Annotated in this window: 18 protein-coding genes; 8 read left to right on the top strand and 10 right to left on the bottom strand. The window is 71.0% G+C overall.

The window, feature by feature from the left end:
* Window positions 1-264 precede the first annotated feature (264 nt).
* The gene (locus BLV01_RS05460) at window positions 265-1,350 is read right to left on the bottom strand and encodes a substrate-binding domain-containing protein (RefSeq protein WP_091795010.1); all 1,086 of its coding nucleotides are present in this window, start codon (window positions 1,348-1,350) and stop codon (window positions 265-267) included.
* A gap of 215 nt (window positions 1,351-1,565) precedes the next feature.
* On the opposite strand from BLV01_RS05460, the gene BLV01_RS05455 reads away from it, so the two are divergent.
* From BLV01_RS05455 to BLV01_RS05440, 4 genes are all read left to right on the top strand, one after another.
* Entirely contained in the window at window positions 1,566-3,248 is a 1,683-nt protein-coding gene (locus tag BLV01_RS05455) for an OFA family MFS transporter (protein WP_091795007.1), read from the top strand.
* A gap of 125 nt (window positions 3,249-3,373) precedes the next feature.
* The gene (gene fdhD, locus BLV01_RS05450) at window positions 3,374-4,156 is read left to right on the top strand and encodes a formate dehydrogenase accessory sulfurtransferase FdhD (protein ID WP_254782535.1); all 783 of its coding nucleotides are present in this window, start codon (window positions 3,374-3,376) and stop codon (window positions 4,154-4,156) included.
* Window positions 4,153-6,507: an FdhF/YdeP family oxidoreductase gene (locus BLV01_RS05445; protein ID WP_091795001.1), complete on the top strand. Its 2,355-nt coding sequence runs from the start codon at window positions 4,153-4,155 to the stop codon at window positions 6,505-6,507. Before fdhD ends, BLV01_RS05445 begins: the two co-directional genes overlap by 4 nt.
* On the top strand, window positions 6,491-6,745 hold the full coding sequence (locus tag BLV01_RS05440) for a hypothetical protein (protein ID WP_091794998.1): 255 nt from the start codon (window positions 6,491-6,493) through the stop codon (window positions 6,743-6,745). Before BLV01_RS05445 ends, BLV01_RS05440 begins: the two co-directional genes overlap by 17 nt.
* A 108-nt stretch (window positions 6,746-6,853) precedes the next feature.
* On the opposite strand, the gene BLV01_RS05435 is transcribed toward BLV01_RS05440, so the two are convergent.
* A complete protein-coding gene (locus BLV01_RS05435) occupies window positions 6,854-8,332 on the bottom strand; it encodes a S8 family peptidase (RefSeq protein WP_091794995.1) in 1,479 nt (492 codons plus the stop codon).
* 287 nt (window positions 8,333-8,619) lie between these two features.
* Window positions 8,620-8,970, bottom strand: a complete 351-nt coding sequence (locus tag BLV01_RS05430) for a GFA family protein (protein ID WP_091794992.1) — start codon at window positions 8,968-8,970, stop codon at window positions 8,620-8,622.
* Window positions 8,971-9,096: 126 nt separating this feature from the next.
* On the opposite strand from BLV01_RS05430, the gene BLV01_RS05425 reads away from it, so the two are divergent.
* Window positions 9,097-9,522, top strand: coding sequence for a VOC family protein (locus tag BLV01_RS05425; protein WP_091794989.1), 426 nt, complete (start codon window positions 9,097-9,099; stop codon window positions 9,520-9,522).
* Complete coding sequence (locus BLV01_RS05420; protein WP_091794986.1) at window positions 9,519-10,457, top strand: DUF72 domain-containing protein; 939 nt, start codon at window positions 9,519-9,521, stop codon at window positions 10,455-10,457. The genes BLV01_RS05425 and BLV01_RS05420 overlap by 4 nt, the downstream gene beginning before the upstream one ends.
* 172 nt (window positions 10,458-10,629) lie before the next feature.
* On the opposite strand, the gene BLV01_RS05415 is transcribed toward BLV01_RS05420, so the two are convergent.
* Entirely contained in the window at window positions 10,630-11,289 is a 660-nt protein-coding gene (locus BLV01_RS05415; RefSeq protein ID WP_091794983.1) for an NAD(P)-dependent oxidoreductase, read from the bottom strand.
* Between the two features lie 83 nt (window positions 11,290-11,372).
* On the opposite strand from BLV01_RS05415, the gene BLV01_RS05410 reads away from it, so the two are divergent.
* Complete coding sequence (locus tag BLV01_RS05410; RefSeq protein WP_217633452.1) at window positions 11,373-12,275, top strand: LysR family transcriptional regulator; 903 nt, start codon at window positions 11,373-11,375, stop codon at window positions 12,273-12,275.
* Window positions 12,276-12,397: 122 nt separating this feature from the next.
* Here the strand turns inward: BLV01_RS05410 and BLV01_RS05405 are convergent, their stop codons facing one another.
* The 3 genes from BLV01_RS05405 to BLV01_RS05395 all read right to left on the bottom strand — a co-directional run bounded on the left by BLV01_RS05405 (window position 12,398) and on the right by BLV01_RS05395 (window position 14,959).
* On the bottom strand, window positions 12,398-13,294 hold the full coding sequence (locus tag BLV01_RS05405) for a cyclase family protein (protein WP_254782522.1): 897 nt from the start codon (window positions 13,292-13,294) through the stop codon (window positions 12,398-12,400).
* Between the two features lie 174 nt (window positions 13,295-13,468).
* Entirely contained in the window at window positions 13,469-14,407 is a 939-nt protein-coding gene (locus BLV01_RS05400) for a DMT family transporter (RefSeq protein ID WP_091794980.1), read from the bottom strand.
* A gap of 255 nt (window positions 14,408-14,662) precedes the next feature.
* On the bottom strand, window positions 14,663-14,959 hold the full coding sequence (locus BLV01_RS05395) for a cupin domain-containing protein (RefSeq protein WP_091794978.1): 297 nt from the start codon (window positions 14,957-14,959) through the stop codon (window positions 14,663-14,665).
* A 147-nt stretch (window positions 14,960-15,106) separates the two neighbouring features.
* On the opposite strand from BLV01_RS05395, the gene BLV01_RS05390 reads away from it, so the two are divergent.
* Window positions 15,107-15,991 (top strand): LysR substrate-binding domain-containing protein, encoded by an 885-nt coding sequence (locus BLV01_RS05390; RefSeq protein ID WP_091794975.1) that lies wholly within the window; start codon window positions 15,107-15,109, stop codon window positions 15,989-15,991.
* Window positions 15,992-16,135: 144 nt separating this feature from the next.
* Here BLV01_RS05390 and BLV01_RS05385 read toward each other — a convergent pair whose 3' ends face one another.
* The 3 genes from BLV01_RS05385 to BLV01_RS05375 form a co-directional block, all read right to left on the bottom strand.
* Entirely contained in the window at window positions 16,136-16,510 is a 375-nt protein-coding gene (locus BLV01_RS05385) for a TfoX/Sxy family protein (RefSeq protein ID WP_091794972.1), read from the bottom strand.
* A gap of 25 nt (window positions 16,511-16,535) precedes the next feature.
* Window positions 16,536-18,986 (bottom strand): TonB-dependent receptor plug domain-containing protein, encoded by a 2,451-nt coding sequence (locus BLV01_RS05380; protein WP_091794969.1) that lies wholly within the window; start codon window positions 18,984-18,986, stop codon window positions 16,536-16,538.
* A 254-nt stretch (window positions 18,987-19,240) separates the two neighbouring features.
* Window positions 19,241-20,650, bottom strand: a complete 1,410-nt coding sequence (locus BLV01_RS05375; protein WP_254782521.1) for a M1 family metallopeptidase — start codon at window positions 20,648-20,650, stop codon at window positions 19,241-19,243.
* Between the last annotated feature and the right edge of the window lie 93 nt (window positions 20,651-20,743).

Here is a 20,743-nt window from a genome sequence, read left to right as displayed (position 1 = left end):
AGGCGCGGGGTTTCCCGCGCCTTGTGCGTTTCGGGCCGTGGTTGCGGTCGATGCGACGACAGCGACGGTTGGGTTCGCGGATGTTGCGTTGTCGCGGTCGCGACTTGCGTCGCTCCTACAGGGGGTTCGGGCGGGAACGAAAGCCCTGTAGGAGCGACGCAAGTCGCGACCACGCAAAAAAAGCTTCCGCGAACCCCGTGAGCCTCCATCGATCCGGACTCAGGCATCCGCAGGAACCACCGGCGCCGCAGCGTCGATATGCGCTCACGCAAACACCTGCCGCGCCGAAGCGAAGGCGTCGGGCAGGGTCTGCACTTCGCCGCAGCGCCCGGCGTCGTAGCCGGGCAGCTTGCCCAGCTCGGCGCGAAAACGCTCGCTGCGCAGGATCGCCAGCACCTCGGCCAGCGCCGGCGATTCCAGCGTGCTGGCGCGGGCCAGAAAGAAGTAGTGCTCGCTCGCCACCGGCACGAATTCCAGGCCGTAGCGCCGCGCCGGGGTCTCCAGGCCGAAGCCGGCGTCGGCCATGCCGCTGGCGACGTAGGCCGCGACCGCGGCGTGGGTCAGTTCGTCGATGCCGCAGCCGCGCACCTCGCGGATCGACAGGCCCTGCCGCGCCAGCATCCGTTCCAGCAGCAGGCGCGCGCCGGAGCCGGGCTGGCGGTGGATGAAGCGCACGTCGCTGCGCAGCAGGTCGGCCAGCGCGCCGATGCGCTTGGGGTTGCCCGGCGCCAGGATCAGGCCGATGCGGCGCGTGGCCAGGTGCAGCACGCGGTCGCCGTGCGGGTCGATGCGCTCGGCGTAGTGGGCGAGGATGTCGCGCTCGAATTCGCCGATCGGCAGGTGCACGCCGGCCAGGTCGCAGGCGCCGGCGCGCAGCGCGTCCAGCGCTTCGCCGGGGCTGCGGTACTTCAGGTCGACCGCGGCGTCGGCCTCGTCGAGAAAGCGGCGCAGCGTCTCCACCGCGAAGCCGTGCGCGGCGTGCACGCGCGGCGGCGCGGCCTGCGCGCTGAGCGCGCGGCCGAGTTCGACTTCCACCTCCGAGGCCAGGCTGTCCAGGGTCGGCGCCAGCCGCGCGGCGATGCGCTGCTCGGCCCACACCAGCCGTTCGCCGAGCGCGGTCAGGCGCGCGCCGCGGCCGCGCGCCATGCGCAGCAGCGGCGCGCCGAACAGCGCCTGCGACTGCTGCAACAGGCCCCAGGCGTAGCGATACGACAGGCCGGCGCGGCGACAGGCCGCGGCCAGCGAGCCGGTTTCGTGCACGCCCTGCAGCAGCTCGATCAGCTTGGCCGGCAGCGGCTGCCCGTCGGCGGCGTGCAGCGTCCATCGGGGTTGGATCTGGACCTTGAACATGAGCGGCCTCGCACAGCTTCGATGCTGGGGCGCACGCCCGTTCCATTCAGGCGCGACCCGGGCGACATCAATCGGCTTTTTACAGCCGATTATTAGACTACTCAGCGATATACGGCCATGTCCGGGCTGGGTTAGCCTGCGTCCGCGTCCTGGGCCTTACCCCCACTTTATGCCCTGGACAGCCTATTTGCAGTGGCCATCCCAGAGGGGTCCGCATGTCCAGCCAAAGCGCGGCGATCGCCGCATCGCAACCGGCCAGGGAAGGCTTGCTGTCCAAAGAACGCATCGTCGCCCGACCCGGATTCAACCGCTGGCTGGTCCCGCCGGCGGCGCTGGCGATCCACCTGTGCATCGGCATGGCCTACGGCTTCAGCGTGTTCTGGCTGCCGCTGTCGAAAGCCGTCGGCATCGAACAACCGCTGGACTGCCCGGCCGACATGGGCTTCTTCGCGCGCATGGTCGCCACCGGCTGCGACTGGAAAGTCAGCGCACTGGGCTGGATGTACACCCTGTTCTTCGTCCTGCTGGGCTGCTCGGCGGCGCTGTGGGGCGGCTGGCTGGAGCGCGCCGGGCCGCGCAAAGCCGGCGTGGTCTCGGCGCTGTGCTGGTGCGGCGGGCTGGTGATCTCGGCCGTCGGCATCAAGACCCACCAGATCTGGCTGCTGTGGCTGGGCTCGGGCGTGATCGGCGGCATCGGCCTGGGCCTGGGCTACATCTCGCCGGTGTCGACGTTGATCAAATGGTTCCCCGACCGCCGCGGCATGGCCACCGGCATGGCGATCATGGGCTTCGGCGGCGGCGCGATGATCGGCAGCCCGCTCGCCGACGCGCTGATGAAGCACTTCGCCAGCGCCGATTCGGTCGGCGTGTTCGAGACCTTCCTGGTCATGGCCGCGGGCTATTTCGTGTTCATGATGGCCGGCGCGTTCGGCTACCGGGTGCCGCCCAGCGGCTGGCAGCCGGCCGGCTGGACGCCGCCGCCGGCCAAGGACAACGCGATGATCACCCGCCAGCACGTGCACGCCGGCAAGGTCTGGGGCATTCCCCAGTTCTGGCTGCTGTGGGGCGTGCTGTGCCTCAACGTCTCCGCCGGCATCGGCGTGATCGGCATGGCCTCGCCGATGCTGCAGGAAGTGTTCGGCGGCAAGCTGATCGGCGTGGACGGCGGGATCAAGTCGCTCGGCGAGGACCAGCTCAAGGCGATCGCGGCGATCGCCGCCGGTTTCACCGGCCTGCTGAGCCTGTTCAACATCGGCGGGCGGTTCTTCTGGGCCTCGGCCTCGGACTACCTCGGCCGCAAGCTGACCTACGTGGTGTTCTTCGTGCTCGGCTTCGTGCTGTACGCATCGGCGCCGTCGGCCGGCAGCGCCGGCAGCATCGCCGCGTTCGTGGCGATCTGCTGCGTGATCGTGTCGATGTACGGCGGCGGCTTCGCCACCGTGCCGGCCTACCTGGCCGACCTGTTCGGCACCCAGATGGTCGGCGCCATCCACGGCCGCCTGCTGACCGCCTGGGCCACCGCCGGCATCCTCGGGCCGGTGGTGGTGAACTACATGCGCGACTACCAGCTCGGCCTGGGCCTGCCGCCTTCGCAGGTGTACAACACCACGATGTATATCCTGGCGGCGATGCTGGTGCTGGGGCTGCTGTGCAACCTGGCGGTGCGCCCGATCGCGCAGAAGCACTTCATGACGCCGGAGGAACTGGCGCGCGAAAAGGCCCTCGCCCACGAGAAGACCGGCCGCAACGGCGAGGCCGCCTACAGCGCCGAGCAGATGGCGCTGATCGGCCGCGGCGGCAACCCGGCGCTGGTGCTGGCGGCCTGGGCCGCGGTCGGCGTCCCGCTGGCCTGGGGCATGTGGGTGACCTTGCAAAAAGCGTTCGTGCTGTTCCACTGACGGGCCGAACCAGTGAGCGATCGATGAGCGCGAAACCGTCGTTGCCCGACCTCCCCGCCGCGCCCGGCGACGGCGCGGTGCGCCGGCGCGTGCGCCGCCTGCGCGACGGCGAGCTGCGCGAGGGCATGGACGCGGTCGCCGCCGAAGTGCCCGTGGCGCTGGCCTACAACGGCGAGCCGTTCGCGGTGATGATGGCCACGCCGCAGGACATCGCCGACTTCGCCCTGGGGTTCTCGCTCAGCGAAGGCATCGTCGCCGCGCCCGGCGAACTCGCCATCGAGGACATCGCGACCTCGCTGGAAGGCATCAGCGTGAGCCTGCGGGTGCCGCCCGCGCGCGCCGCCGCGCTGCAGTCGCGCCGGCGCAACCTGCAGGGCCGCAGCGGCTGCGGCGTGTGCGGCACCGAAAGCATCGAAGCGGTGCTGCGGCCGCCGCCGCGGGTCGGCGACGGCGAACGCATCGCCGCCGCCGCGCTGCAGCGCGCGCTGCAGCAACTGCGCCGCAGCCAGCCGCTCAACGCGCTGACCGGCGCCACCCACGCCGCCGGCTGGGCCGACCCCGACGGCGCCTTGCGCCTGGTGCGCGAAGACGTCGGCCGCCACAACGCGCTGGACAAGCTGATCGGCGCGATGGCCGCCGCCGGCCTGGACCCGCAACGCGGCGTGTGCGTGGTCACCAGCCGCGCCAGCTACGAGATGGCGATGAAGGCCGCGCAGGCCGGCATCGCCGCGCTCGCCGCGATCTCGGCGCCGACCGCGCTGGCGATCGCCCTGGCCGACAGCGCCGGCCTGACCCTGATCGGCTTCGCCCGCGACGACGGCCACGCCGTCTACACCCACCCGCAGCGGTTGCTGGAGGACGGCGACGACGCCGTCGCCGCGCCGCGCGCCACGGACCTTTCCCGATGAGCGAGAAGAACCCGATCCGCCGCTACGACGGCCCCGCCGGCGGCTGGGGCGCGCTGCGCAGCGTCGCCACCCACCTGCTGGAGCAGGACGTGCCGGTCAGCGGCGCGCGCACCCTGCTCTCGGCCAACCAGCCCGACGGCTTCGACTGCCCCGGCTGCGCCTGGCCCGACCGCGACCACACCTCGACCTTCGAGTTCTGCGAGAACGGCGCCAAGGCCGTCGCCGCCGAAGCGACCAAGCACCGCGCCACCCCGGAACTGTTCGCCGAGCACACCGTCGCCGAGCTGGCGCGCTACAGCGACTACTGGCTGGAGAACCAGGGCCGGCTGACCCACCCGATGCGCTGGGACGCGGCCAGCGACAAATACCTGCCGATCGCCTGGGACGAGGCCTTCGCCCGCATCGGCGAACACCTGCGCGCGCTGGCCTCGCCCGACGAGGCGCTGTTCTACACCTCCGGCCGCTGCAGCAACGAGGCCGCGTTCCTGTACCAGCTGTTCGTGCGCGAGTTCGGCACCAACAACTTCCCCGACTGCTCGAACATGTGCCACGAACCTTCCGGCACGGCGATGAAGGCGCAGATCGGCGTCGGCAAGGGCACGGTGCTGCTGCAAGATTTCGAAGTCGCCAAGGCGATCTTCATTTTCGGACAGAACCCCGGCACCAACCACCCGCGCATGCTCGGCGAGCTGCGCCAGGCGGCCAAGCGCGGCGCCGCCATCGTCTCGTTCAATCCGCTGCGCGAGCGCGGGCTGGAGCGCTTCGCCGACCCGCAGGACAAGCTGGAGATGCTGCACAACGGCTCCACCCGCATCTCCTCTGATTATTTCCAGCTGCGCATCGGCGGCGACCTGGCCGCGGTCAAGGGCATCATCAAGCGGGTGCTGGAACTGGACGCGCAAGCGCAGCGCGACGGCGCCGCGCGGGCGATCGACACCGCCTTCATCGCCGAGCACACGCAGGGGTTCGACGCGTTCGCCGCCGACGTCGCGGCCGAATCCTGGGACACCATCGTCGCCGAATCGGGCCTGAGCCGCGCCGAGATCGAACGCGCCGGCGACATCTACGCGCAGTCCGACAGCACGATCTGCTGCTGGGGCATGGGCATCACCCAGCACAAGCACTCGGTGGCGACGATCCACATGATCGTCAACCTGTTGCTGCTGCGCGGCAACCTCGGCCGTCCCGGCGCCGGCGCCTGCCCGGTGCGCGGCCACAGCAACGTGCAGGGCGACCGCACCATGGGCATCTACGAGAAGCCCTCGCCGGACTTCCTCGACCGCCTGCGCGACGTGTTCGGCTTCGAGCCGCCGCGCCACCACGGCCACGACACCGTCGGCGCGATCCAGGCCATGCTCGACGGGCGCTGCAAGACCTTCTTCGGCCTCGGCGGCAACTTCGCCACCGCCACGCCCGACACCGAGGCCACCCACCGCGCGCTGCGCCGTTGCGAGCTCACCGTGCACGTCGCCACCAAGCTCAACCGCAGCCACTTGGTGCACGGGCGCGACGCCTACATCCTGCCGTGCCTGGGCCGCACCGAGATCGACATCCAGGCGGCCGGGCCGCAAGGGGTGACGGTCGAGGATTCGATGAGCATGGTGCACCTGTCGGCCGGCATCAACGCGCCGGCCTCGCCGGAGCTGCTGTCGGAGCCTGCGATCGTCGCGCGCCTGGCCCACGCCACGCTCGGCGAACGCAGCCGGATCGATTGGCTCGATCTGATCGGCGACTACGACCGCATCCGCGACGCGATCGCCGCGGTGTTCGACGATTTCCACGACTTCAACGCGCGCGTGCGCGTGCCCGGCGGGTTCCACCTGCCCAACGCCGCGGCCGAACGGCGTTGGATCAACCCTGAGGGCAAGGCCCAGTTCAAGGCCCACGCGGTGCCGACCGACCTGCCCGTGCACCGCGCCCGCGCCAGCCGCGAGCAGCCGGTGTTCACCCTCGCCACCACCCGGTCGCACGACCAGTACAACACCACCATCTACGGCATGAACGACCGCTACCGCGGCGTGTTCGGCGAGCGCCGGGTGCTCTTCATCAACGTCGCAGACATCGCCGAACTGGGCATGAAGGCCGGCGACTGGGTCGACCTGGAAAGCCTGTGCGACGACGGCGTCAAACGCACCGCCCAGCGTTTCCTGCTGGTCGAGTACAACATCCCGCGCGGCTGCCTGGCCGCGTACTACCCCGAGACCAATTCGCTGGTGCCGCTGTCGAGCTTCGCCGACGAAGCGCGCACGCCGACCTCCAAGTCGATCCCGGTGGTCGTGCACGCGCACGCGCCGGCGCCCGCGAACGAACTGCGCTCGGCCAAAGACATCGGCCTTGTCCGGGTTGACTGAGCCGCTGCTGGCGCTGCTCGCCGACGCGCCGCAGGGCTTGTCGCTGCCGCGCGTGTGCAAGCGCTTGGGCGTGCGCATGAGCGTGCTGCTGCGCGAGCTGGCGTGGATCGGCGAGGACGCCATCGGCGACGCGCCCGGGCCGGGCTGGGTGCGGGTGGAGGCGCGCGGCGAGACCCAGGTGGCGGTCCTCACCGAACCGGGACGGGCGCGGTTGGCCTCGCACTCGACCTCGCCGTGAACGACACGCGCCCGCGCATCCTCATCTCATCGCAACGGGTCCGCTGAAAAAGCGAAACCCCGGCGTCGCCACCGGGGTTTCGCGAGCCTGTCGCCGGCTCGGGTCCGCTTACAGCGCCTTGGCGGCATTCACCGCCGCGTTGGCGTCGACGATGCCCGCGCCGATCGGCTTGGCGCCCGGCGAGACCGGGAACGCGCGCGCGGTGTTCTTCAACAGCGTGCGCATCTGCGCCTGGGTCAGCGGGGTCTTGGCCACCGACTGCACCAGCGCGGCGACGCCGGCGACGTGCGGGGCCGCCATCGAGGTGCCGTCGTAAGCCTTGTAGCCCTCGCCCGCGGGCGTGCGGCTGCCGGTGTTGATCGTCGAGACGATGCCGCTGCCCGGCGCGGCCACGTCGACCGATGCGCCGAAGTTGGAGAAGCCCGAACGCGCGCCTCGGCTGTCGGTCGCGCCGACCACGATCAGGTTGCCGCAGTTGGCCAGGTTGTAGCCGACCACGACGCCCTTGGCGTCCTTGGCGGTATCGACGTCGGCGTTGCTGTTGCCGGCGGCCGCGACCACGACGGTGCCGCGCGCCACCGCTCCGGCGATCGCGTCCTTGTAGGCCTGCGGACACGCCACCGGCGCCGCCGAGCCCAGGCTCAGGTTGATGACGTCCGCCACGTTGGGATTGGCCGGCACGCCCGAGACGGCGCCGCCGGAGGCCCAGGTGATCGCATCGGCGATGTCGGAGGCGAAACCGCCGCAACGGCCGAGCACGCGCACCGGCACGACCTTCGCCGACGGCGCGGTGCCCGCCACGCCCTTGCCGTTGTTGGTCGCCGCCGCCACCGTGCCGGTGACGTGGGTGCCGTGCCAGGTGGAGTTGCCGTAGATCGGGCAACCGAAATCGATGTACGCGTTGAAGTTGTCGTTCCAGTCGCCCGTGTCGGCCGGGTTGGCGTCGCGTCCGTCGCCGTCGACCGCGACCAGGTTGGCGCCGTAACGCTGCGCATCGGTCCCGGTGAGCAGGCTGATGAAATCGTAGCCGCCGACGATGTTGGCGTTGAGATCGCTGTGCGCGGTGATGCCGGTGTCGATCACCGCCACGACCGCGCCCGCGCCCTGGGTCGCATCCCAGGCCGAGGTGGCGCGAATGCCGCCCGCGCCGCTGCCGTAGCCGAACTGTTCGCCGAAGCGGGTGTCGTTGGGCGTCATCAGCGGCACCATGCGCACGTCGTTGTCCACCGACAGCACGTTCGGATCGGCGGCGAGCTTGCGCATCAGCGCCGCGGCCTCGGCGTAGTTCAGCGCGCGGCTGCTGACGACTACGTCGGCGCCGGAGGCGGTACGGCGCAGGCGGCCGAGTTCGGCCTGGCCGAGCACCGTCGCGGCCTTGTCGAGCGAGCGCGCCAGCGCGGCGGCGTCCGTGCGCGGCGCGGTGCCGGGACGGTAGGTGACGACGAAGCGGCCGAACGCGCGGCTGCCGTCGTCGAGGGAACTCAGGTTGGCCTTGCCGCCGGCGTAGGCCGGCGCGAAGGCGCAGGCGCCGAAGGCCAGGAGGGTGGCGAAGGAAAGCGCGTTGAGGCGATTGGAGCGGTTACCCATGAGCGATCGACCCTTGTGGATGACGAACCGGATGGAAGCGGGCGCCGCCGCCAGCCCCGTATCGGGAGGATCGCGATCGATCCGTCCGACCGGAGCGCTGCAGCCGCCCCCGCCATTGGCGCGGCGCCGATGCGAGCGGGGCGATCCCGGTCGCGTCTTGCGCCTGCGTCCAATCTCCAAACGCGCTCGTCGCGAGCCCTCCCCACTAGGACTCGTCCCAAATCGCCTTCACACCGCATCGTCTTCCCGAAGCCGCACCCGCGCGGTCGCGCGCGGCCTCGATTCGCTCAGAACGAACGCCCGTCGATCGCGACGATCTTCACTTCGTTCAAATCCAGGTCCTGCAAACAGCGCGCATTGATCGCCACCATCGGCGAGCCGTCGGGCATCTTGCCCTCGCTGAACGGCGCGATGCCGCACTGGGTGCAGAAGTGGTGATCGATGGCGTGCTTGTTGAAGCGGTAGGTGGCGACGTCGGCGCGGTCGGTCTTCAACTCGAACGCGTCGCTGGGCACGAACCACAGCAGGCCGCCGCGGCGGCTGCACATCGAGCAATTGCAGTCGTAGGCTTCCTTGAGCTCGCCCTGGACTTCGTAGGCGATCGCGCCGCAATGGCAACTGCCGGAATAACTGGCCATCCGATTCCCTCCCGCCGCGCCGCGGCACCGTGAAGATGCCAGGATAGTCGCCCCGCGCTATGCTCGTCGCCTGCGTTTTGTCACGTCCCCGGCGCCTTCCGCGCGCCCCGCCGCACAGGAGTTGCGATGAACGCTTTGGCCGGCAGCACCATCATCCCCTGCTTGCGCTACCGCGATGCGCATGCCGCGATCGACTGGCTGTGCCGCGCGTTCGGGTTCGAGAAGCACGCGGTCTACGCCGACGGCGAGGTGGTCCACCACGCCCAGCTGACCTACGGCCCGGGCATGATCATGCTCGGCTCGGTCGACCCGAACGACGAAAGCGAGTGGTCGCGGCGCATCGTCCAACCCGATGAGATCGGCGGGCGCGAAACTCAGGCCTGTTGCGTGCTGGTCGGCGACGCCGACGAACACGCCGCGCGCGCCCGCGCCGCCGGCGCGCAGGTCGTGGTCGAGGTCGCCGACCAGGACTACGGCGGCCGCGCCTACACCTGCCGCGACCTGGAAGGCCGGCTGTGGTGGTTCGGCACCTACAACCCCTGGAACGTATGAACAAGCGCAAAGACGAGACTCCCGCCGGCGGCGACCTGTTCGGCGCGCCCGCGCCCGCACCGGCGAAGCGGCCGCCGGCCAAGGCCGCCGCGCCCGCCGCCGACGATCCGCTGGCCGGCGCGACCGGCGTCGGGGCGATCGACGGCATCCGCTGCGGCATCGGCGGCTGGACCTACGCGCCGTGGCGCGACAATTTCTACCCGCCCAAGCTGGTGCAGCGGCGCGAGCTGGAATACGCCAGCCGCCAGCTCAGCAGCATCGAGATCAACGGCACCTTCTACAGCGCGCAGAAGCCGGCCACCTACGCCAAGTGGGCGGCGCAGACGCCGGACACGTTCGTGTTCTCGCTCAAGGCGCCGGGCCGGGTCACCCAGGCCGGCGCCCTGGCCAAGGCGACCGCGCAGGCGCGCGCCTTCATCGACGGCGGCCTGGCCGAATTCGGCGAACGGCTCGGGCCGATCCTGTGGCAACTGGCGCCGGGCCGCCGCTTCGATGCCGACGACCTCGCGCCGTTCCTCGACGCGCTGCCGCGCACGCTCGACGGCCGCGCGCTCAAGCACGTGCTGGAAGTGCGCCATCCCAGCTTCCTCGCGCCGCAGTACCTGCAGTTCGCGCGCGAGCGGCGCATCGCCACGGTGTTCACCGACTCCGACGAATACCCGTCGCTGGCCGACATCACCGGCGATTTCGTCTACGCGCGGCTGATGCGCTCGCGCGCGCAGGTCGCCACGGGCTATCCCGACGACGAACTCGACGCCTGGGCGCGGCGCGCGCAGGCGTGGGCGCGCGGCGAGGACAACCCCGACCTGCCGCACGTCGCCGAACCGACGTCGGCGGGCGCGGCGCGCGAGGTGTTCGTGTACTTCATCAGCGCCGCCAAGCACCGCAACCCGGCCGCGGCGACGCGGCTGATCGGGAAGCTGCGCGGCGACTGAAACGGGGGCGCAGGGACGGGCATGCCGCGACCCGAGCGAACAACGTCGGGGCTGAAGCCCTCCCACGGTTCCCGCCCGCTGCAGTTGTGGGAGGGCCTTCAGGCCCGACGCTTCCCGGTCCGCTGCGACGAACCCGCCGCATCGGCGCCGAAAGCCCTCCCGACCCGCCGGCTCAGTACGCCAGCGTGAACCGCTTGCGCGAATGCGCCGGCTGCTCGAGTTCGTCGATCAGCGCCACCGCGTAGTCCTGCACCGAGATCGTGCTCTCGCCCGCGGCATCGACCAGCAGTTGGTCGCCGCCGAGGCGGAAGCGGCCGGTGCGTTCGCCCGGCACCAGGTGCGCGGCCGGCGACAGGAAGGTCCAGTCCAGTTCGCGCTCCTCGCGCAGGGTCTTGAGCACGCTGCGCATGGCCTCGGCGCCGGCGCGGTATTCGTCGGGGAAGCCGGGCTGGTCGAGCACCTGCTGGCCCGGCGCCACCTCCAGGCTGCCGGCGCCGCCGACCACCAGCAGGCGCGGCACGCCGGCCTGCTTGGCCGCAGCGACGATCTGCGCGTAGCCAGCGACGGTGTCGGCGCCGAGGTTCGGGTTCTGCCAGCCGCCGGCGTTGAACGAGGCGATCGCCGCGTCGGCGCCGCGCAGCGTCGCGGCCAGCGCGGCCAGCGCGGCCGGGTCGTCGCCGCCGATGGTCGCGGCGCGGGCGGTCAGGCCGGCGTGGGCCGGCAGCGAGTCGGTATTGCGGGCCACGGCGGTGACCCGGTGGCCGCGGTTCAGGGCTTCTTCGAGGACGGCGCGGCCAACGTAGCCGGTGGCGCCGATAAGGACGATGTTCATGGGGAACTCCCGTTGGTTTGAGGACGGGATATAGTCTGTGCGCTAACAGGTCCGGCGATAATCCGGCCTTGGAGACTAGGACCATGAAGCTGGACTTCACGATAGACCGGCTCAAGCGCATGGCCGTGTTCGCCCGCGTGGTCGAGCTGGGCTCGATGAGCGCGGCCGCGCGCGAGCTGGACATGACCCCCTCGGCGGTCAGCCAGCAGTTGCGCCAGCTCGAGGCCGAGACCGGCGCCGCCCTGCTCCACCGCTCGACCCGCAAGCTCAGCACCACCGAGATCGGGCAGGCCTACTACGAGGACTGCGCGGCCATGCTGCACGCCGCGCGCGCGGCCGAACGGCACCTGGGCGACCTGCGCGAGGCGCCGCGCGGCGAGTTGCGCATCGCCGTGCCGGTCGGCTTCGCCCAGCACCTGGCGCCGGCGCTGGCGCCGCTGCTGCGCGCGCACCCGGCGCTGGCGCTGCGGATCTTCGCCGACGACCGCCAGATCGACCTGATCGGCGAGCGCATCGACCTGGCGATCCGGGTCGGCCGGCTGCTGGATTCGAACCTGGTCGCGCGGCGCCTGGCCGAATGGCGGCACCTGCTGGTGGCCTCGGCCGAGTACGCGCGCGCGCACGGCCTGCCGCGCGCGCCGGAGGAACTGGCCGAACATCCGATGCTGATCCTGAGCGTGATCAACCAGCCCGAGTACGTCGAGCTGTTCCGCGACGGCGAACCGTCGCGGCGGGTGCGGGTGAGCGGGCGCATCGTCGCCAACAACTCGCGCGTGGTCGGGCAGATGATGCTGCAGGGGCTCGGCATCGTGCGCCTGCCCGAGCCCGACGCGATGCCGCTGGTGGCGGACGGCCGCGCGGTGCTGGTGCTGCCGCAGTGGCGGATGCCGGCGCTGGGCGTGTTCGCGGTGACCGCGCAGCGCGAGCCGCAACCGGCGAAGGTGCGGCTGGCGATCGCGGCGTTGCAGGAGTATCTGCAGCAGTAAGGGGCGGCCTGTTCTGAGAGGAAAGCATCGGGCCTGAAGGCCCTCCCACAACAGCGGGCTTGTCGCGATCGCTGTTGTGGGAGGGCCTTCGGGCCCGATGCTTTCCTGTCAGCCGCGACTCACTAACCCCGCAGCTTCGCCAACGCCCGCACCGGGAAGGTCCCCATCCCCTTCACCTTCGGCGGCACCGCGCTGAAGCTGAAACCGCTGTCGGGCAACGCCGCCAGGTTGCGCAGGTGCTCGACAATCAGGATGCCCGCGCCGAGCAGGGTCGAATGCACCGGCCGCGATTTGCCCGAGGTGTCGTCGATGTTGACCGAGTCGATCCCGACCAGACGCACGCCGCAATCGCGCAGCCACTGCGCCGCGGCTTCGGTCAGGAACGGATGGCCGACGCCGTAGGCCTGCGTTGCGAAATGCCGGTCCCAGCCGGTGTGCACCAGCACCGCGCGGCCGCGCAGTTCCAGGCCGCGGAAATGCGAGTCGTCGATCGCCCGCAGCGACTCGGGCACGCGCACCACCAGCGCGTCGAGATCGGCGCAATCCTCCGCGCCGATCTGCGACAGGTCCTTGCCGTCGGCATAACGGTGCGACGGGCAATCGATGTAGGTGCCGGTGTTGGCGACCATGTCGATCCGGCCGATCTGGAACTGCGTGCCTTCGGCATAGACCCCGCGCGAATCCTCGCGGCTGAGGTAGTCGCAGATGTGCGCCGGCGGCATGCCCGGATAGGTGACCAGGCCGTCTTCGATGGTGTGGCTCAGGTCGACGTAGCGCACCGCGCCGCTTTCCAGCGCGCCGGCGGCGCGCTTGTGCGGTTCGACCAGGATGGTCTTGTTGAGGATGCGGATCGGCCCGGCCATCAGCAGGCGCAGGTCTTGCACGATGTAGGCCGCCAGTTCGGCATCGGCGATGTCCTCGCCGTCGATGTCGAGGCGGAAGCCCTGGCCTTGCAGGCCGCCGCCGTTGGTGAATTCCACTTCGAAGTCGAACTGCACGCGGTGCTGGATCGGGGTCACGCGGGGCTCCGTTGGGAATCGGGTGGGAGGGTGTGGCGAGTTCGCTGGCGCTTCCGCTTTCGCCCGTCAATCCCGCGAACGCGGGAATCCAGGGCTTCATCGATGCATGCCCCCGACGTCCGTGGATTTCCCCGTTCGCGAGAGCGAAGCCGCGCTGCGGCCGAACCTGCGCCTTTACTTCCCCGCGCGCTGGCTCATCGCCACGCTGCCCAGGATCAGCGCGCCGGCGACCAGCATCGTCAGGGTCAGCGGTTCGTCCAGCAGCATCCAGCCCCAGGCCACGCCGAACAGCGGCACCAGGTAGGTCACCGCGACCGCGCGGCCGGCGCCGATGCGCTGGATCAACCGGTAGTACATGACGAAGGCCACGCCGGTGCACAGCACGCCGAGCATCGTCGCCGACAGCCACGACTTGGCCGGGATCGCGTGCGCGGGCCAGCTGGCGATCGCGAACGGCAGGGTCAGCAGGGCCGAGGTGCCCAGCGTCGCCGCCGCCACCGCCGCGGCCGGCAGGCCGGTGAGCTGGCGCCGCACCAGGTTGGCGCCGATGCCGTACAGGAACGCGGCCGCGCAGCCGGCCGCCACCGCCCAGCCGATGCTGGCGCCGGCGGTCTTGCCGCTGGCCAGCACCACCACGCCGGCGAAACCGGCCAGCAGCGCGATCGCGCGCTGCGCGCCGATCTTCTCGCCGAAGAACAGGAAGCCGACCAACGCGGTGAACAGCACCGCCATCGAATTGGTGATCGCGCCGACGCCGGCCGGCGCGCGCTGCGCGGCCCAGGCGAACAGCGCGAACGGCACCGCCGAGTTGATCACGCCGATCAGCGCCAGCTTGGCCCAGATCCTGGCGCCGCGGAACGACTCGCGCGCCTTCCACAGGAACGGCAGCAGGATCAGCGCGCCCAGACCCAGGCGCATCTCCACCAGCGGCAGCGCGCCGAAGTCCTTGGCGGCCACGCGCATGAACAGGAACGAGCCGCCCCAGATCGCGCCGAGCACGGTCAGCTCCAGCGGCGTGCGCCAGCCGGCGCGGGCGGAGGCTTCGACGGCGGCGGCGGGCGCGGGCGTGGAGCCGGTGGGCGTCACGGTGGCGGCGAGTTCGGGGGAACGCATGCGCAATATCCTCGGAAACGGCGGCCGCGCGATGCGGACGCTTGCGGGGGAACACGGCCGCGCCGGCCTCGCGGCGACGCGGCTGGCGCAACGGCGGCGGACGCCGTTGCGCGCGATGGGGCGACCGGATCGGCGACGCGCCGCGCCGCGCCCGTCGCTACGGTCGTAGCGCGGCGCGCCTGCGGCTATCCGGATTCGCACCGATCCGCGCCGGCGTCGCGCGCCGGCCCGGCGGCGCATCCGCCGGCGCCGCGCTCAGGCGTCCAGGATCGCCAAGGTGCCGCGGCTGCCCGACGCGACCGCGTGGGCCACCCCGGCGGGCACCACGTACAACTGCCCCGCGCCGACCTCGACCACTACGCCGCCGACGCTCAGGCGCATGTTTCCGTCGAGCACCAGCAGGCCCTCGGCGAAATCGTGCGTCTCTTCCTCGTAGGCGCCGGCGTCCATGCGCAGCAGCTTGAAGTTGGCGCCGCCGAAGCGGCCGACCACGCGCGAACGCCAGGCCTCGGGCAGTTCGGCGGCGGTCGCGAGCAGGTCGATGAGGCTCATGTGCGGGCGTCGGAAGGCGGGGGCGCGACGGGCTGCGGGCAGCTGCGACGATAATCTGGCTTTTCCCTGGCGCTTATTCTGACTGGCCGCTAATCCAACGCAAGCGCATACTTTCGCACCCAGGCACAAATTTGACTTGAGGCTCCGATGGCCCTGCGAGCGGACTGGCTTCCGGCCCTGGCGGCGTTCGAGGCGGCGGCGCGCCACCAGAACTTCGCCCACGCCGCCGAGGAACTGCACCTCACCGCCAGCGCGGTCAGCCACCACGTGCGCAAGCTGGAAAGCCGGCTCGGGGTGAGCCTGTTCCAGCGCCATGCGCGCGGGGTCGCGCTGACCCCGCAGGGCCGGCAACTGGCCGATGCCGCCGGCACCGCGCTGGCCGACGTCGACGGCGTGCTGCGCAGCCTGCGCCTGGCGCGCGAGGAGCGCGACCGGGTCCGCATCACCACCCTGCACTCGCTGGCCTACACCTGGCTGCTGCCGCGCCTGCCCGAGTTCGCCCGCGCCCACCCGCACATCCAGCTCAGCGTGGATACCGAGATCGCCCTGGCCCGTTTCGACGACAGCGGCCCGGACCTGGGCATCCGCCACGGCGCCGGCCACTGGCCGGGGCTGACCTCGCATTTCCTGATGGCCGACGCGCTGTTCCCGGTGACCTCGCCGCGTACGCCCGGGGTCGAGGCGATCGACGAGCCGGCGCAGATCGCCGAGCTGCCGTTGATCGCCGACCACGCCCGCCAGGGCTGGCACGACTGGTTCCGCGCCGCCGGCGTGCACGGGCGCAAGCTCGAGGAGCGCTACACCTTCAGCGACACCACCGACGCGCTGATGGCCGCCGCGCACGGCCTGGGCGCGGCGTTGGCGCGCGAGCAGATCGTGGTGCCCTACCTGCGTTCGGGCCAGTTGATCCAGCTGCCGGGGCCGAAGATGACCGCACGCTGGTCGTACTACGCGATCTATCCCGCGCACCGGCGGCTGCGGCCGGCGGCGCGGGCGTTCCTGGATTGGTTGCTGGCGGTGGAAAAGGATTGAGCCGCCGCGCTGCTTCGGCTCGCTACCTGTAGGAGCGGCGCAAGCCGCGACCGCGACAACACAACTACGGCGAAGGTTGCGGCGTAGTTGTGTTGTCGCGGTCGCGGCTTGCGCCGCTCCTACAGTCGGGTACCCGCATCCGGATCAAGGCCGCGGTTTTTTCTTCGCCGCGCGCTTCTTGGCCGGACGCTTCTTCGCCGCCTTGCGCACCGCCGCCTCCCACGCCAGCGCCAGCCACGGCCGCATCTGCTGCGGCGACTCCATCGCCTCGTCCGGCACCGTCCAGTAGCTGGTCGGCACGGTCTCGCCGCGCCGGGCGTACAGGAAAGGCGAACACCCCGCCGCCTGGAAGCGCGGCAGGGTCTGTTCGTCGGTCTTCAGATACACGGTCTCGTCCGACAGCAATCCGATCATGGTGCCGTCGCGGTACACGCCGTGCCCGCCGAACATCCGCCGCGCATCGAGCGCGCCGAAGCCGGCGGACAGGTCGTGCAGGTGGGCGATCAGGTCCTCGTGCATGACCCGATCCTACCCGCAGCCGCGATCAGAACTTATGCCAAAGACGGGCGAAATACGCGGTGCCGTTCAGGCCGAACTGGACGCTGTCGAAGATATGGCCGTTGTCGGTCTCGTTCGGGTCCTGCCGGGTCGGCTTGACGTTGAACAGGTTGGTGCCGCCGACGGTCAGCTTGGTGTTGTCGCTGAAGGCGTAGGTGACGCTGAGGTCGGCCGAGGCCTTGGCCTTGTAGCGCGCGTTGGGCACGCCGCCGGCGGTGCCGGTGAAGGTGCCCAGCGTCTGCGGGCCGAAGTAGATCGCCTTGAGGTTGCCCTCCCACGCGCCGCGGCTGAGGTCGAAGCCGAGCACCGCCTTGGACTTGGGCGCGCCCTGCTCGATGAACAGGCGCTCGCGTTCGGACAGCAGCACGTCCTCGCGCCCGACCAGCGCCGGCGGCGCGTGGATCGCGCGCACCTTGGTGCGGTTGAGGTTAACGGCGAAGAAGGTGCCGAGCTTGAAGTCGTTGCCGAGTTCGCGCTCGTTGTTGAAGGTGAAGTCCACGCCCTCGGTGCGGGTATCGACCGAGTTGACGAAGAACTGCGCCTGGCCGACCTGCAGCGCGCGCAACGCGTCGCCGATGACCGGATCGTCGTCGCCGAAGCGGCCGCTGAGCACGATGCGGTCGTCGATGTCGATGCGGTAGGCGTCCAGCGTCAGCGAGGTGTCGGCGCTCGGCGACCAGGTCAGGCCGAGGGTGTAGTTGCGCGACTTTTCCTTGGTCAGCGCCGGCAGCCCGGCCTGGTTGGCCAGGGCGCCGCCGTTGGGCGCGATCACCACGTCCACCGGCTGGCCGTTGACGAAGTCGGTGATGGTCGAGGAGAAGTACTTCTGCTGCAGCGACGGCGCGCGGAAGCCGGTGCTGGCCGAGGCGCGGAACATCAGCGTGTCGGTGGCGCGAAAGCCCGCGGCGAGCTTGCCGGTGGTGGTGTTGCCGAAGTCGCTGTAGTCCTCGTAGCGCACCGCCACGCCGGCGGTGAAGCGCTCGGTGAAATCGGCTTCGACGTCGGCGTAGGCGGCCCAGCTGTCGCGGCTGTGGCCGCCGGCATCGCCGGGACGGAAGCCTGGGAAGCCCTGGCTGCCGGCGTTGCCGCCGTCGGAGTCGCCGTCGTAGTCGAGGTAGGAACCCGGCTCGCCGGCGAAGATCTTGTAGCGCTCGTCGCGGCGCTCCAGGCCGAAGGCGACGTTGAGGCCGCGGAAGATGTGGTCGTAGAACCGGTTGACGTCGAAGTTGATCGTGTTCTGTTCGAACGAGAACCCGCCGGCGTCGAAGCTGCGCGGGCTGACGCCCTTGCCGCCGTTGAGGAGGTCGAGGTTCGCCAGCGAGGCGTTGAGGGTGTTGTTGATGGTGTAGCGCAGCTTGCTGTAGCCGTAGGTGTAGGACAGGTCGGCGTTCCACTCGCCCATCGCCCAGCGCGCGCCGAGGATGCCGAAGCGGTCGTCGATGTCGCCGTCGATGAACGGCACGAAGCCGTCGGGGTACATCGCCGCGGAGTTGCGCGAGGGGATGTCTTCCGAGCCGATGCCGTCGCGCGCGAACGCCGCCGAGGACGCGTCGCGCCGCTGCACGCCGAGGGTGAAGTACAGATCGACGTTCTCGTTCAGCGGCTTGTCGCCGTTGAGGAACAGCGTTTGGTTCTCGACCTTGGAGTCGCCGATGATGCGCGGGCTGCCGGCCGGCTCGGAGCGGTCGGAACGGCCGCGGTCCTGCCATTCGCCGGTGATGCCGATGGTGCCGTCGCTGCCCAGGCCGAAGCCGCAGTACGCGGTGGCCAGCCAGTTCTCGCCGTCGCCCTTGGAATACTGGCCGTAGCCGGCCACGGCCTCGCAGCCCTTGCGCTTCTTCAGCGAGATGTTCATGACCCCGGCGATGGCGTCGGAGCCGTACTGCGCGGCGGCGCCGTCGCGCAGGATCTCGACGCTGTCGATCGCCATCAGCGGGATGGTGTTGAGGTCGGTGCCGGTGTTGCCGCGGTTGCGCGCGCCGAACAGGTTCAGCAGCGCGGTGGTGTGGTGGCGCTTGCCGTTGACCAGCACCAGGGTCTGGTCCGAGCCCAGGCCGCGCAGCGCGGCCGAGTCGACCAGGTCGGCGCCGTCGGCGCCGCTCTGGCGGGTCGAGTTGAACGAGGGCGCGGCGTACTGCAGCGATTGGGCGAGGTCGAACTGCGCGCCCTCCTCGGTGTTCTTGGCCATCGGCAGCACGTCGACCGGCGAGATCGAGGTGGTGTCGGACGAACGCTGGGCGCGGCGCGAGCCGAGCACCGACACGGTTCCCAGGGTCCGCGTTTCGCTGGCCTCCTGCGCCGCGGGCTGCTCCGCCTGCTGGGCGAACGCGCTGCCGGCGAACAGGCTGCCGCCGAGCCACAGGGCGCAGCCGAGCGCACGGTACAGCGGTGCGCGGCGCGGACGGGCGTGGCGGGGAGCGAAGCGGGGCTGGGTCATGGCGGGGTCCTTGCGGTGGCGGGGCGGGGCGATCCCCTAGCCTAAAGCCAAGACGACCGTTCGCGCACAGCGTGAGGACCGGAAATGTGAAGCCGGAAGCGTGACGGATGGCGGGTTGACGCAGGGCGGCCGGCAGTGCGCGCAGACACAGCCGGAAGGGCCGGCCGCGGCGGCTGCATCGCCGGGAACGCAGCGACGGCGCGACCGGACGATTCGCGGTCTCGGCGTGCGCCGATCCTGCCAGGGGCTTCGGCTTACTTCGCGGCGTCGGGCTTGGATGGCATCGCCGGCGCGGGTTCGGCGCCATCGACCCAGCGGGCGAAGAACGCCGACAGGTCGCGGCCGCTGGCGCGCTCCATGACCTGGCGCAGGTCGGCGCTGGTCACCGAGTGGCCGTAGTAGGCGCGGGTGTAAGTGCGCACGCCGCGCCAGAACGCGCGTTCGCCGAGTTCCTCGCGCAGCAGGTGCAGGACGTAGGCGCCCTTCTGGTAGACCACGGCGCGGTCGTCGGCGCTGGGCTTGTTCCAATTGGCGTAGACCAGCGGGTGGTCCTTGCCGGTCTCGCGCAGCTTGTCCAGGCGCCGCTTCCAGCCGTCCACGCGCTCGCGGTAGGCGGCCTCGCCGAAGCGGTGCTCCAGGTAGGCCGCGGCCATGAAGTTGGCGAAGCCTTCGTTGAGCCAGAACTGGCCCCAGTCGCGGTTGGTGACCATGTTGCCCCACCACTGGTGGGCCAGCTCGTGCGCGATCAGGCCCTGCGCCTCGGGTTTCTCCAGCACCTCGCGGCCGTAGGCTTCCGACAGCAGGGCGAAACCGTCGAGCTCCTGGCCGACGGTCTTGGCCACCAGCACCTGACTGTAGGTGCCGCGGTAGCGGATGCCGGCGCGGCGGCCGAAGAAGCGCAGCATGTCGGCGCTGTCGGCGAACAGCTTGCGCAGCTGCGGGCCTTGCAGTTCCGCCGACAGGAACCGCAGCTCGCCGTTCTCGCCGGTGCCGCCGGCCTCGAAGTAGCGGCCGGCGGCGAAGCCGTACACATAGCTCGGCATCGGCTGGTCCTGGCGCCAGCGGTAGGAATCGCGGCGGCCGCCGAGCGCGGACTTCGACACCAGCCGGCCGTTGCCGACCGCCTTGAGGCCGCTGGGCACGGTCAGGGTCAGGTCCAGGCTGGCGCGCTCGGACGGCGCGTCGATGCACACCAGCCACTGGCTGGTCGAGAAGATGGTGTAGACCTCGGCGCGCTCGGGGTGGAATTCCAGGCCGTAGCGCGGCGCGCCGCGGTAGACCACGTCGATCTCGTGGCGCTCGCCGGCCCGGCCGGGCTGCGGCAGGCGCACGCGCAGGCGCTGCTCGTCCTTCTCGAAGCCCAGCGCGCGGCCGCGTTCGGAGACCTTCTCGATCTCCAGCTCGCCGGCGTCGAACTCCAGCTGTTGGGCGCCTTCGCTGCGCAGGGCCAGGCGGATCGAGACCTGCCCGCGCAGGGTCTTGCCGGCGATGTCCGGCTCGATCCGCGCGGTGTAGTGCAGCACGTCGAGGTTGGCGCCGGCGCGCGCGGGCGCCGCGCCCTGCGCCGCGGCCGCGAGCGGCGCGGCCAGCGCCGCCGCCGCGAGCGCGGCGGCCAGGCGCGCGCGCAGGCGCGAGGGGCGGTGGGGAATCGTGGCGGCTGGCATATCGGCGGTTCGTCCTGCGCTGCGCGGCCGGGGGAAGCCGCGATCCTGAAGTGCTGGTGCTGTCCTGCCCGGGCCGGCGCGGACAAGGCGACG

The sequence above is a fragment of the Lysobacter sp. yr284 genome (assembly GCF_900107375.1).
Lineage (GTDB): Bacteria > Pseudomonadota > Gammaproteobacteria > Xanthomonadales > Xanthomonadaceae > Lysobacter.
Note: the sequence above shows the minus strand (reverse complement) of the source record. Positions and strands in the feature narration are given on the sequence as shown.

Coding starts and splice junctions, on each gene's coding strand:
- BLV01_RS05460 (WP_091795010.1), bottom strand. CDS start 1,350: ATGTTCAAGGTCCAGATCCAACCCCGATGGACGCTGCACGCCGCCGAC.
- BLV01_RS05455 (WP_091795007.1), top strand. CDS start 1,566: ATGTCCAGCCAAAGCGCGGCGATCGCCGCATCGCAACCGGCCAGGGAA.
- fdhD (WP_254782535.1), top strand. CDS start 3,374: ATGGACGCGGTCGCCGCCGAAGTGCCCGTGGCGCTGGCCTACAACGGC.
- BLV01_RS05445 (WP_091795001.1), top strand. CDS start 4,153: ATGAGCGAGAAGAACCCGATCCGCCGCTACGACGGCCCCGCCGGCGGC.
- BLV01_RS05435 (WP_091794995.1), bottom strand. CDS start 8,332: ATGGGTAACCGCTCCAATCGCCTCAACGCGCTTTCCTTCGCCACCCTC.
- BLV01_RS05430 (WP_091794992.1), bottom strand. CDS start 8,970: ATGGCCAGTTATTCCGGCAGTTGCCATTGCGGCGCGATCGCCTACGAA.
- BLV01_RS05425 (WP_091794989.1), top strand. CDS start 9,097: ATGAACGCTTTGGCCGGCAGCACCATCATCCCCTGCTTGCGCTACCGC.
- BLV01_RS05420 (WP_091794986.1), top strand. CDS start 9,519: ATGAACAAGCGCAAAGACGAGACTCCCGCCGGCGGCGACCTGTTCGGC.
- BLV01_RS05415 (WP_091794983.1), bottom strand. CDS start 11,289: ATGAACATCGTCCTTATCGGCGCCACCGGCTACGTTGGCCGCGCCGTC.
- BLV01_RS05410 (WP_217633452.1), top strand. CDS start 11,373: ATGAAGCTGGACTTCACGATAGACCGGCTCAAGCGCATGGCCGTGTTC.
- BLV01_RS05400 (WP_091794980.1), bottom strand. CDS start 14,407: ATGCGTTCCCCCGAACTCGCCGCCACCGTGACGCCCACCGGCTCCACG.
- BLV01_RS05395 (WP_091794978.1), bottom strand. CDS start 14,959: ATGAGCCTCATCGACCTGCTCGCGACCGCCGCCGAACTGCCCGAGGCC.
- BLV01_RS05390 (WP_091794975.1), top strand. CDS start 15,107: ATGGCCCTGCGAGCGGACTGGCTTCCGGCCCTGGCGGCGTTCGAGGCG.
- BLV01_RS05385 (WP_091794972.1), bottom strand. CDS start 16,510: ATGCACGAGGACCTGATCGCCCACCTGCACGACCTGTCCGCCGGCTTC.
- BLV01_RS05380 (WP_091794969.1), bottom strand. CDS start 18,986: ATGACCCAGCCCCGCTTCGCTCCCCGCCACGCCCGTCCGCGCCGCGCA.
- BLV01_RS05375 (WP_254782521.1), bottom strand. CDS start 20,650: ATGCCAGCCGCCACGATTCCCCACCGCCCCTCGCGCCTGCGCGCGCGC.